The following is a 13,172-nucleotide window of genomic DNA, read 5'->3' on the forward strand; positions in this document are numbered from 1 at the left end:
GAGCGCGCAGGTGCGAGGTCACGGATGGCGGGCGACACCTCCCGGTCCACCCGGTGGTCACGCCCGGCACCGCGCCCCGAGGGCGCGTAGCCTGCTGGGGCGGACGGACGGAGGGGCGATGGCGGTGGAGGAACAGCGGGCCGGCAGCCGGGTCAGCCGGCCGGAGAACAGACTGGTGCGCCGCGGGTTCACCGACCCGGCCCGGGCCCTGCGGCTGCTCGCCGAACCGGCCCTGAACGGGCTCGCCGCGGACCCGGTGCTGCTCGACGCGCTCGCCGCCACCGCCGACCCCGACCTCGCGCTGCTCGGCCTGGCCCGGCTGCTGGAGGCCACCGACGAGACCGACCGGCACACCCTGCGCGACACCCTGACCACCTCCAAGCCGCTGCGCGACCGGCTGCTCGGTGTGCTCGGCGCGTCCACCGCGCTCGCCGACCACCTGGCCCGCCACCCGCGCGACTGGCACGTCCTGGTCACCTTCGAACTGCGCGACATGCACCCCGGCGCGGCGGACTTCCGCCGCTCGCTCGCCGAGGCGGTCGCCGCCGACACCACCGGCCGCCCGGCCGACGCGCTGCGCGTCGGCTACCGCCGCTGCCTGCTGGCGGTCGCCGCCCGCGACCTGACCGGCACCACCGACCTCGCGCAGACCGCCGCCGAACTCGCCGACCTGGCCGGCGCCACCCTGCAGACCGCCCTCGACCTCGCCGCCGAGCAGGACCCGGAGGCCGCCGCGGCCTGCCGGCTCGCCGTGATCGGTATGGGCAAGTGCGGCGGCCGGGAGCTCAACTACGTCTCCGACGTCGACGTCATCTTCGTCGCGGAGCCGCGCGAGGGCGTCGAGGAGCACCGGGCGCTCAAGGCCGCCACCCGGCTGGCCGCCGCCCTCACCCGGCTGTGCGCCGACACCACCGGCGAGGGCACCATCTGGCCGGTCGACGCCAATCTGCGCCCCGAGGGCCGCAACGGCCCGCTGGTCCGCACCCTGGCCAGCCACCTCGCGTACTACCGGCGCTGGGCCAAGACCTGGGAGTTCCAGGCGCTGCTCAAGGCCCGCCCGGTGGCCGGCGACGCCGAACTCGGCGAGGCGTACGTCACCGCGTTGGCGCCGATGGTTTGGCAGGCCGCCGCCCGGGAGAACTTCGTCACCGACGTGCAGCAGATGCGCCGCCGGGTGATCGACTCGATCCCCGCCACCGAACTGGACCGCCAGCTCAAGCTCGGCCCCGGCGGGCTGCGCGACGTCGAGTTCTCCGTCCAGCTGCTCCAGCTGGTGCACGGCCGCACCGACGAGGCGCTGCGCAGCGGCAACACCCTGGAGGCGCTGGCCGCGCTCTCCCGCGGCGGGTACGTGGGCCGCGCCGACGCCGCCTCGCTGGACGCCGCCTACCGCTTCCTGCGCTCGCTGGAGCACCGGATCCAGCTGCACCGGCTGCGCCGCACCCATCTGATGCCCACCGCCGAGGAGGACCAGCGCCGGCTCGCCCGCTCGCTCGCCCCGCTGATCAACGACGACACCCGGGCCGACCCGGTCGCCGCGCTCCAGCGGGAGTGGAAGCGGCACGCCGTCGAGGTGCGCCGGCTGCACGAGAAGCTGTTCTACCGGCCGCTGCTGGACGCCGTCGCCGAACTCCCGCCCGGCGCGGCGGGCCTGTCCCCGGACGCGGCCCGGGCCCGGCTGGAGGCGCTGGGCTACGCCGACCCGGCCGCCGCGCTGCGGCACCTGACCGCGCTCGCCGCCGGGGTCAGCCGCAAGGCCGCGATCCAGCGCACCCTGCTGCCGGTGCTGCTCGGCTGGTTCGCCGACTCCGCCGACCCGGACGCCGGGCTGCTCAACTTCCGCCAGGTCTCCGACGCGCTCGGCCGCACCCCCTGGTACCTGCGGCTGCTGCGCGACGAGAGCGCCGCCGCCGAGCAGCTGGCGCGGGTGCTGTCGGCCGGGCGGCTCGCCCCCGACCTGCTGCTGCGCGCACCGGAGGCGGTCGCCATGCTCGGCGACCCTCAGGGCCTGGTGCCGCGCGGGCGGGCCGCGCTGGAGCAGGAGGTGCTGGCCGCCGTCGGCCGGGCCGACTCGACGGCCGCCGGGGTGGCCGCGGTGCGCTCGGTGCGCCGCCGCGAACTGTTCCGCACCGCCGCCGCCGATGTGCTCGGGCGGCTCGGCGAGGACCCGGCGCGGGCGCTGGAGACGGCGGGCGAGGCGCTCACCGCGCTCAACGCCGCGACCCTGCAGGGCGCGCTGCGGGCCTGCGTGGCCGGCTGGGAGGCCCGCAACGGGGACCTGCCGACCCGGATCGCGGTGATCGCGATGGGCCGGTTCGGCGGGCACGAGCTGGGCTACGGCTCGGACGCGGACGTGCTCTTCGTCCACGAGCCGCTGCTCGGCTCGCTGGAGGAGGAGGCCGCCCGGGCCGCCCAGGCGGTCTGCCACGAGTTGCGCACCCTGCTGGCCGCGCCGTCCCCCGAGCCGCCGCTGGAGGTGGACGCCGACCTGCGGCCGGAGGGGCGCAACGGTCCGCTGGTGCGCTCGCTCGCCTCGTACGCGGCGTACTACCGGCGCTGGTCGCACGCCTGGGAGAGCCAGGCGCTGCTGCGGGCCGAGCCGGTGGCCGGGGACGCGGAGCTGGGGGAGCGGTTCCGGCAGCTGGTCGACCCGCTGCGCTACCCGGGGACCGGGGTGCCCGAGCGGGACCTGCTGGAGATCCGCCGGATCAAGGCCCGGATCGAGGCGGAGCGGTTGCCGCGCGGGGCCGATCCGACCACCCACACCAAGATCGGCCGGGGCGGGCTGGCGGACGTCGAGTGGACCGTCCAGCTGATGCAGCTCCGGCACGGGCACGAGCTGCCGCGGCTGCGCACCACCCGGACCAGGGCGGCGCTGGCGGCGGCGGTCGAGGCCGGGCTGGTCGGGGCGGAGGACGCGGAGGTGCTGGACGCGGCCTGGGTGCTGGCCTCCCGGGTGCGGTCGGCGGTGATGCTGGTGCGCGGCCGGCCGGGCGACTCCTTCCCGGCGGACGCCCGGGAGCTGGCCGGGGTGGCCCGCTACCTGGGGTACGGGGCGGGGCACAGCGGCGAGCTGGTGGACGACTACCGGCGCACCACCCGGCGGGCCCGGTCGGTGGTGGAGCGGCTGTTCTACGGGTGAGGCCCCGGCCGAGGCGCTACGTGAGGAGGGCCCCCGAGCGGGGGCCCTCCTGGTGCGCTCAGTACCGGCGGTGTCTCAGCGCCGCGCGGTGGTCGCCGCGGGTTCGCTCCACTGCTCGGGGACGGTGACCGGCTCGGCCGGGACGTCCTGGCCGGGCAGCTGGGGGAGTTTGTAGACCCAGGAGTGGTAGAGCCAGCGGGCGGTGAGGAAGCCCACCAGCAGGCAGAGCTCGCCGCCGACGGCGTCCATCCAGAAGTGGTTGGCGGTCGCGACGATCACCACCAGGGTGGCCGCCGGGTAGAGCAGGCCGAGCACCCGGACCCAGGTCCGGCGGGCCAGGAAGAAGATGGTCAGACCGCACCACATCGACCAGCCGATGTGCATCGAGGGCATCGCGGCGAACTGGTTGGAGACGTGGGTGGCCGGGCCGGAGGCCATCGAGCCCCAGGTGCCGTGCGTCTTCACGGTGTCGATGAAGCCGCCGTCGGTCATCAGCCGGGGCGGGGCCAGCGGGAAGAAGTAGAAGCCGACCAGCGCGATCGCGGTGGTGACGAACAGCACCGTGCGCACCGCGCCGTAGCGGCCGGGGTGCCGGCGGTAGAGCCAGACCAGGACGCCGATGGTCACGACGAAGTGCAGCGTCGCGTAGTAGTAGTTCATCCCGGTGATCAGCCACCCGACGCCGTCCACGGCGTGGTTGACCGAGCGCTCGACGGCGACGCCGAGGGAGTGTTCGAGGTCCCAGATCCAGCCGGCGTGCTTCTGCGCGATCGCCTCCTGCTCGGGGACGGCGTTGCGCACCAGGGAGTAGATCCAGTAGCTGAGGCCGATCAGTGCCAGCTCGAACCAGATCCGCGGCCGGGCCGGCGAACGGCGCTGCTCGCGTACGCGGGCGCGCAGGGCGGCGGTACGGGTCTGGGCGGCGCGCGTGGCTCCGTCGGGCATGCGGCCGCCGTTCTGCTGGATCTCGGTCGGTTCCCCCATGGACGAGAAGTCTGCCAGACGTCCCGTAGCCGTCTGCTCATCCTCCGGAAGTGGATTCTTCACCGACTGTCCCCCTTCAGAGGTAGGGGGCGGCTCCCACCGGGGGAGGGCGTGCGGTCGGGGCTGGGGCGAACCGGTGGGACGGGCATACGTCCCATTGTCACGCCGGAGGGACGGGCCGGCGCAATCGGGGGTGGGGGCGGAGGCGGGGCGCGCGGCGTCCCGGGTTTCCGGGCCGAAACCGTTTCTGCATCTTGCTGAAACATATTGCAGGCCGCTAGCGTCTCGGCAACCCGACCACCCCTTACCCCCGCAAGGGAGCCCTCAGTGGCCGAAGTCCCGCCCCGCCGCCGGCGGAGCACCTCTCGCAGACCCGGCCGGACGGCGGTGCTCCTCGCCGCCTCGCTCACCGCCGCCACCCTCGGGACCGCCGGCCCGGCCGCGTTCGCCGCCGCCCCGCCCGCTCCGCCCTCGGACGCCGCGCTGGCCGCCACCGCCGGACGGCACGACCTCACCCGCGAGCAGTTCTACTTCGTCCTGCCGGACCGCTTCGCCAACGGCGACCGGGGCAACGACACCGGCGGCATCACCGGCACCCGCCTGGACCACGGCCTCGACCCGGCCGACAAGGGCTTCTACCACGGCGGCGACCTGGCCGGCCTGATCCAGCGGCTCGACTACATCCAGGACCTCGGCACCACCGCGATCTGGATGGCGCCGATCTTCGCCAACAAGCCCGTCCAGGGCACCGGCGACCAGGCGTCGGCCGGCTACCACGGCTACTGGATCACCGACTTCACCCGGGTCGACCCGCACTTCGGCACCAACGAGCAGCTGAAGGACCTGATAGCCAAGGCCCACGCCCGCGGCATCAAGGTCTTCTTCGACGTCATCACCAACCACACCGCCGACCTCATCGACGACCAGCAGCACCGGTCCGGCTACCGCACCACCGGGGCGTACCCCGTGCTGGACGCCGACGGCAACCCCGTCGACGAGACCGCGCTCGCCGACGCGGGTGCCGCCTGGCCGAAGCTGACCAAGGACTCCTTCCCCTACAGCCCGGTCTTCCGCAAGCCCTCCGACGCCACCGCCAAGACCCCGGCCTGGCTCAACGACCCCGCGCTCTACCACAACCGGGGCGACTCGACCTTCGCCGGCGAGTCCGCCACCGAGGGCGACTTCTCCGGCCTCGACGACCTCGACACCCAGAACCCCAAGGTGGTCAAGGGCTTCGAGAAGGTCTACCAGCAGTGGGTCGCCGGCGCCGGCGTGGACGGCTTCCGGATCGACACCGTCAAGCACGTCAACATGGCCTTCTGGCAGCAGTGGGCGCCCGCGCTCAAGGACTTCGCCGCCAAGCGGGGCAACAAGAAGTTCTTCATGTTCGGCGAGGTCTACTCCGGCGACCCGGCGATCACCGCGCCCTACGTCACCAAGGGCCGGCTCCAGGCCACCCTCGACTTCCCGTTCCAGAACGCCGCCCGCTCCTACGTCTCCCAGGGCGGCCCGGCCCGCGGCCTCGCCGAGCTCTACGGCCAGGACCACCGGTACACCACCGCCGACACCGACGCCTACGAGCTGCCGACCTTCCTCGGCAACCACGACATGGGCCGGTTCGGCGCCTTCCTGCTCGCCGACAACCCCGGCGCCGACGAGGCCACCCTGCTGAAGAAGGACCGGCTCGCCAACGAGCTGATGTTCCTCACCCGCGGCCAGCCCGTCGTCTACTACGGCGACGAGCAGGGCTTCACCGGCGCCGGCGGCGACAAGGACGCCCGGCAGGACGTCTTCGCCTCGCAGACGCCCTCCTACAACACCGACCGGGTGCTCGGCGGCACCCCCGGCTCCGCCGACCGCTACGGCCGGGACGGCGAGCCGTACCGCGACATCGCCGCCCTGGCGAAGCTCCGCCGCGACCACCCGGCGCTCGCCGACGGCGCCCAGATCGAGCGGTACGCCGCCGACGGCCCGGGCGTCTACGCCTTCTCCCGGATCGACGCCGGCCAGCAGGTCGAGTACCTGGTCGCGGTCAACAACGCCGCCGAGGCGAAGACCGTCACCCTGGACACCTTCTCGGCCGGCCAGGGCTTCGACCCGGTCTACCCCGCCGCCGGGGCGCGGACCACCAGCGGCGCCGACCGCAAGGTCACCGTCACCGTGCCCGCGCTCTCCTCGCTCGTGCTCAAGGCCGCCGGGAAGGCCGCCCCGGCCGCCGCCGCGCCCGCGATCACCCTCAGGGCGCCCGCCGACGGCTCCACCGGCACCGTCACCGTCGGAGCCGAGGTGCCCGGCGGCGGCTTCGGCCGGGTCACCTTCGCCGCGCAGATCGGCGACAAGCCCTGGCAGGTGCTCGGCACCTCCGATACTGGCACGTCCGGCTCTGCCGGCCAGCGGCCCTACGCCGTCACCCAGGACCTCGCCGGCGTCGCCCCGGGCACGCCCGTCCGCTACAAGGCCGTCCTCCAGGACGCCGGCGGCCGGCTGCGCTCCGCCACCGGCGGCTTCACCACCGGCACCCCGGCGCCGAAGCCGGTGCCCAGCGCCACCACCCGCCCGTACGCCGTCGTCCACTACCAGCGCAAGGACGGCGACTACGACGGCTGGAACCTCTACGCCTGGGGCGACCTCGCCGACGGCGAGTCCACCCCCTGGCCGGCCGGGCACCCGTTCACCGGCCGGGACGCCTACGGCGCCTTCGCCTACGTGAAGCTCAAGCCGGGCGCCTCGGACGTCGGCTTCCTCGTGGCGAAGAACGGCGTCAAGGACGTCGAGGCCGACCGGCACATCGAGGTCGGCTCCACCGGGGAGGTCTGGCTGAAGGAGGGCGACCCGGGCGTCGCCACCACCAATCCCGGGCCGGGGAACACCCAGCCCGCCGGCACCGCCGTCCTCCACTACAACCGGGCCGACGGCGACTACGACGGCTGGGGCCTGCACACCTGGACCGGCGCCGCCGCGCCCACCGACTGGGGCAGCCCGCTGCGGCCGGCCCGCCGCGACGCCTTCGGCGCCGTCTTCGAGGTGCCGCTCGCCGCCGGCGCCACCAGCCTCAGCTACATCCTGCACAAGGGCAACGACAAGGACCTGCCCGACGACCAGTCCCTCGACCTGGCCGCCACCGGCCGCGAGGCCTGGCTCCTCGGCGGCCGGGCCGGCTACCTGCTGCCGCAGACCGCCGCCGCCTCCTCCCAGCTGGACCTCGGCTCGGCCAAGGCGCAGTGGATCGACGCCAGGACCGTCGTCGTCCCGGCCGGGTACGGCGCCGGCGACGCCGCCCTGGCGAGCGGCACCAGCGCCCAGCTGGTCTTCGACCCGGCCGGGGGCATCCGCGCCGAGAACGGCGTACTGAGCAAGCCCGGCCGGTGGATCCGGCTGGAGCCCGCCGCCGGCGGGCTGACCGACGCCCAGAAGGCGAAGTTCCCGCACCTGGCCGGCCACCGGGCCTTCACCGTGGACGCCCGCGACGCCGCCCGGGTGCCGGACGCCCTGCGCGGCCAGCTGCTCTTCACCGAACACCTGCCGAGCGGCGCCGTCCTGGCCGCCACCGGCGTGCAGATCCCCGGCGTGCTCGACGACCGGTACGCCCGCCGCACCGGCCGGGTCGACTTCGGCCCCGCGTACTACGGCGGCAAGGTCGCGCTCTCGCTCTGGGCGCCGACCGCGCAGGAGGTCTCCGTCCAGGTCTTCGACACCGCCACCGGCGGCACCCCGAGGACCCTGCCGCTCAAGCTCGACGAGGAGACCGGCGTCTGGGAGCTGGTCCGCGACCGGGCCGAGCTCGACGGCAAGTACTACCTGTTCCAGGTCAAGGTCTGGGCGCCGGCCGTCCAGCAGGTGGTGGTCAACACCGTCACCGACCCGTACGCGGTCGCGTTCTCCACCGACTCGAAGCGGAGCCTGGTCGCCGACCTCGCCGCGAAGGAGCTCAAGCCGCCGGGCTGGGAGGACCACGCCGCCCCGCCGGCCGTCCCGCTCGGCCAGGAGCAGATCCAGGAGCTGCACGTCCGCGACTTCTCGATCGCCGACCAGACGGTCCCGGCCGCCGAGCGCGGCACCTACCTGGCCTTCACCGAGTCCGGGTCGGCCGGCATGAAGCACCTGCGCGAGCTGGCCTCGGCCGGCGTCACCACGATCCACCTGCTGCCGACCTTCGACATCGCCACCATCCGGGAGAACCGCGCCGAGCAGCAACTGCCCGCCTGCGACCTCGCCGCGCCGGCCGCCGACAGCGAGAAGCAGCAGGAGTGCGTGGCGGCGGTCGCCGCCCAGGACGCCTACAACTGGGGCTACGACCCGCTGCACTACAACGTGCCGGAGGGCTCGTACGCCACCGACCCCGAGGGGACCGCGCGCACCGTGCAGTTCCGGCGGATGGTGCAGGCGATCCACGCGGCCGGCCTGCGGGTGGTGCTGGACGTCGTCTACAACCACACCGCAGCGAGCGGCCAGGCCGAGCACTCGGTGCTGGACCGGGTCGTCCCCGGCTACTACCAGCGGCTGGACGCCAACGGCAAGGTGACCACCGACAGTTGCTGCGCCGACACGGCCCCCGAGCACGCCATGATGAACCGCCTGGTGGTCGACTCGGTCACCACCTGGGCCCGCGAGTACAAGGTGGACGGCTTCCGCTTCGACCTGATGGGCCTGGACCCGAAGTCCACCATGCTGGACGTGCAGGCCGCGCTGCGCCGGATGACCCCGGCGTCGGACGGCGTGGACGGGAAGAACATCCTGCTCTACGGCGAGGGCTGGAACTTCGGCGTGGTGGCGAACGACGCCCGGTTCGAGCAGGCCACCCAGCTGAACATGGCCGGCACCGGCATCGCCACCTTCGACGACCGGTTCCGGGACGCCGCCCGCGGCGGCGACTTCCAGCTCTCCTCGGCGCCCCAGCAGGGCTTCGCCTCCGGCCTGTTCACCGACCCGAACGGCTCGGCCGCCAACGGGACCCCGGAGCAGCAGAAGGCCCGGCTGCTGCAGCAGACGGACCGGCTCAAGGTGGGGCTGACCGGCAACCTGGCCGGCTACTCCTTCACCGACAGCTCCGGACGGACCGTCACCGGCAAGGACGTCGACTACAACGGCGCCCCGACCGGCTACGCGGCCCGGCCCGGCGAGGCCGTCGCGTACGTGGACGCGCACGACAACGCCGACCTGTTCGACGCGCTCGCGTACAAGCTGCCGACCGGCACCGCGCCCGCCGACCGGGCCCGGATGCAGGCGCTGGGTCTCTCGCTGACCGCGCTCTCCCAGGGCGCCGGCTTCGCCCAGGCCGGCAGCGACCTGCTGCGCTCCAAGTCGCTGGACGCCAACTCCTACGACTCCGGCGACTGGTTCAACGCGATCCAGTGGGACCCGTCGCGGGGCAACGGCTGGGGCCGGGGCCTGCCGCCGGCGGCGGACAACCGGGAGCTGTGGCCCACCGCCAAGGCGCTGCTGGCCGATCCGCGGCTGACCGTCGGCGCCGCCGACATCACGGCGGCGAGCGCGCAGTACCAGGACTTCCTGCGGATCAAGCGCTCCTCGCCGCTCTTCGCGCTGCCGACCCTGGCGGCCGTCCAGCAGCGGCTCTCCTACCCGCTGTCCGGCACACCCGGGGAGGCCCCGGGCGTGATCACCCTGCACCTGGACGGCACCGGGCTGCCGGGGGCGGAGAAGGGGATCACCGTGGTGTTCAACGCCACGCCCACCGAGCGGAGCCAGACCGTGGCCTCGCTGGCCGGGACGGCCCAGGCGCTCCACCCGGTCCAGGCGCGGGGCGCCGACCCGGTGGTGAAGCGGGCCGGCTTCACTGCCGCGACCGGCACCTTCACCGTGCCGGGCCGCACCGTGGCGGTGTTCGTGCAGGGCTGACGGACCGCCGCTCCCCGGGCCCCGTTCCGCCGTCGGCGGGACGGGGCCCGGGCTGTTCCATGCTGCTTCCGGTTCCATTCAATGTATGGAGTTGGCCGAAAACCGCCGCTGGCACGGCCGGAAAGGTGACGTGCCGCGTCCGTCGGGCGCTGTCGGCGGTTCCGCGGGCCGGGCCCGTGCCCTGAGCGCTGGTCAGTGCCCGCGGGGGGTGAGCAAACCTTTTCGGCGCTCATGAAAACGATCGTCAGATGTTCGTACGGTCGTAACACTCGCGGGCGTCCGGCAGATGTACGGCCCGGTAGCTAATCGGCCAATCCATGGCATGCATCTGTCATCAGCGGCTCGTTTGCTGCCACGATTCCTGCGGCTGCAGACGAGGGGGCCCCACCCCCCGGTGCAGCTGTCCCAGGTGAGGAACAGCGCGATCCCCTGCCGGAAGAACGCTCAATCCCCCTGCTCCGCAACCGCACCCGCGCCGCGCACCGGCGGCGGGGGCCCCCACTGAGTCGCAACCCTGCGGCCAGGTTCTCTCCACCGTCCGCGAACCCCGCGGCGGTCGGAAAAGGAGTCCGCATGTCCCGTTACGCCCACGCCCGGAAGGCGGCGGTCGTCATGGCCGCCACCACCGCGCTGCTGGTGACCGGCTTCCCGGCCATCGCGCAGGCGGTCACCCCTGACGCGCCGGCCGCCGTCGCCGCGCAGCAGGCGAGCCGGGCCGAGCTGATCGCCTCCGCGAACCAGCAGACCGCCGGCCTCGCCCAGACCCTCGGCCTGACCGGCGAGGAGAAGCTGGTCACCAAGGACGTCGTCCAGGACGCCAACGGCGCCCGCCACCTGCGCTACGAGCGCACCTACGCCGGCCTGCCGGTGCTCGGCGGCGACCTGATCGTCCACCAGGACGCCACCGGCGCCACCACGGGCGTGACCAAGGCCAGCGAGGCCGTACTGAGCGGCATCGGGACCACGCCGAAGCTCGCCGCGCCGAAGGCCCAGGAGGCCGCGCTGGCCGCCGAGGCCGGCTCCGCGCTCGACAAGGCGCCGACCCTGGTCGTCTGGGCCGGCGACGGCACCCCGCGGCTCGCCTGGCAGACCGTCGTCACCGGCAAGGAGTCGGACGGCACCCCGAGCCGCCTGCGGGTCGTCACCGACGCCACCACCGGCGACGTGCTGGGCAAGACCGAGGCCATCAAGACCGGCACCGGCACCGGCGTCTTCGTCGGCAGCGTCCCGCTGACCACCACCCAGAGCGGGTCCTCGTTCCAGCTCAAGGACGGCACCCGCGGCGGGCAGTACACCACCGACATGGGCAACCGGACGACCGGCAACGGCACCCTGTTCAGCAAGTCCAGCGACACCTGGGGCAACGGCCAGGCCAGCAACCGCGAGTCGGCCGCCGTCGACGCCCAGTACGGCGCCGCCGCCACCTGGGACTTCTACAAGAACACCTTCGGCCGCAGCGGCATCCGCAACGACGGTGCCGGCGCGTTCAGCCGGGTCCACTACGACACCGGCTACGTCAACGCCTTCTGGGACGACGACTGCTTCTGCATGACCTACGGCGACGGCGACGGCGACACCCACCCGCTGACCGAGCTCGACGTGGCCGGCCACGAGATGAGCCACGGCGTCACCTCGGCGACCGCCAACCTCAACTACTCCGGCGAGTCCGGCGGCCTCAACGAGGCCACCTCGGACATCTTCGGCAACGCGGTCGAGTTCTACGCCAACCTGCCGAAGGACAACCCGGACTACCTGGTCGGCGAGCTCATCGACATCAACGGCAACGGCACGCCGCTGCGCTACATGGACAAGCCCTCCAAGGACGGCCGCTCGGCCGACTCCTGGTACTCGGGCGTCGGCAACCTGGACGTCCACTACTCGTCCGGTGTCGCCAACCACTTCTTCTACCTGCTGGCCGAGGGCAGCGGCGCCAAGGTCATCAACGGCGTCAGCTACAACAGCCCGACCGCCAACAACGTCACCGTCACCGGTATAGGCCGGGACAAGGCGCTGCAGATCTGGTACAAGGCGCTGACCTCGTTCATGACCTCCACCACCACCTTCGCCCAGGCGCGCACCGCGACGGAGAGCGCCGCCACGGCCCTCTACGGCGCGGGCAGCCCCGAGCTGATCGCGGTCGGCACCGCCTGGGCCGGCGTCAACGTCGGCACCGTGCCGCCGAACCCGGGTGGCGTCACCGTCACCAACCCGGGCAACCAGAGCACCAAGGTCGGCACCGCCGTCAACCTGGCCGTCAAGGCCAGCGGCGGCACCGCCCCGCTGACCTACTCGGCCACCGGCCTGCCGGCCGGCCTGTCGATCAACGCCTCCACCGGTGTGGTCACCGGCACCCCGACCACCATCGGCACCTCCAACGTCACCGTGACGGCGAAGGACTCGGCCGGCAAGACCGGTTCGACGAGCTTCACCTGGGCGGTCACCGACGTCAACACCACCTGCACCCCGGCGCAGCTGCTCGGCAACGCGGGCTTCGAGACGGGCACGGCCGCGCCGTGGACCGCCTCCAGCGGCGTCATCGACAACTCGTCCTCGCAGGCGGCGCACGGCGGCAGCTGGAAGTCGTGGATGAACGGCTACGGCTCCACCCACACCGACACGCTGTCCCAGACGGTCACCATCCCGACCGGCTGCAAGGCGACCCTCAGCTTCTACCTGCACATCGACACCGGTGAGTCCGGCTCGACGCAGTACGACAAGCTGACGGTCCAGGTCAACGGCACCACGCTGAAGACCTACTCCAACGTCGACGCCGCCGCCGGCTACCAGCTGCGGACCTTCGACCTGTCGGCCTACGCGGGCCAGACGGTGACCCTCAAGTTCACCGGCACCGAGGACTCCTCGCTGCAGACCAGCTTCGTGATCGACGACACCTCCATCGCCACGAGCTGACCCGGCGCCGGTGAAGCCGGCGGAAACCAGGTGAGACAGGGCAGGGCCCGGCGGGTGCGACCGCCGGGCCCTGTGTCGTGCCCGGGTGGTGGTCGGGCCGGTTGCGCGGTGGGAGCGTTTGTCTACGACCTGTGCCGGGCCAGTGGGAACCTGCGGAAACGTTCCTTCCAGGCTCTTGACGGGCAACGACGGTGACCCTAAGTTCGGCGCAACGCTTTCCAGCAAGTTTCAGCAAGGTTTCATGAGCGGTATTCAGGCTGCCCCACCCCAGCCACCCCCC

At 73.3% G+C, this 13,172-nt stretch carries 4 protein-coding genes; 3 read left to right on the forward strand and 1 reads right to left on the reverse strand.

Going from position 1 to position 13,172, the window contains the following annotated elements; translation table 11 throughout:
- The first annotated feature begins 118 nt into the window (after positions 1-118).
- Positions 119-3,142 (forward strand): bifunctional [glutamine synthetase] adenylyltransferase/[glutamine synthetase]-adenylyl-L-tyrosine phosphorylase, encoded by a 3,024-nt coding sequence (locus ACFP3U_RS15545; RefSeq protein WP_380226093.1) that lies wholly within the window; start codon positions 119-121, stop codon positions 3,140-3,142.
- 75 nt (positions 3,143-3,217) lie between these two features.
- Here the strand turns inward: ACFP3U_RS15545 and ACFP3U_RS15550 are convergent, their stop codons facing one another.
- Positions 3,218-4,126, reverse strand: a complete 909-nt coding sequence (locus ACFP3U_RS15550; RefSeq protein ID WP_380226094.1) for a phosphatase PAP2 family protein — start codon at positions 4,124-4,126, stop codon at positions 3,218-3,220.
- A gap of 327 nt (positions 4,127-4,453) precedes the next feature.
- Between ACFP3U_RS15550 and pulA the strand changes: the two genes are divergently transcribed.
- Entirely contained in the window at positions 4,454-9,982 is a 5,529-nt protein-coding gene (gene pulA / locus ACFP3U_RS15555) for a pullulanase-type alpha-1,6-glucosidase (RefSeq protein ID WP_380226095.1), read from the forward strand.
- Between the two features lie 573 nt (positions 9,983-10,555).
- Positions 10,556-12,892: a M4 family metallopeptidase gene (locus ACFP3U_RS15560; RefSeq protein ID WP_380226096.1), complete on the forward strand. Its 2,337-nt coding sequence runs from the start codon at positions 10,556-10,558 to the stop codon at positions 12,890-12,892.
- The last annotated feature ends 280 nt before the right edge of the window (positions 12,893-13,172 follow it).

Source organism: Kitasatospora misakiensis, from assembly GCF_042656005.1.
GTDB lineage: Bacteria > Actinomycetota > Actinomycetes > Streptomycetales > Streptomycetaceae > Kitasatospora > Kitasatospora misakiensis.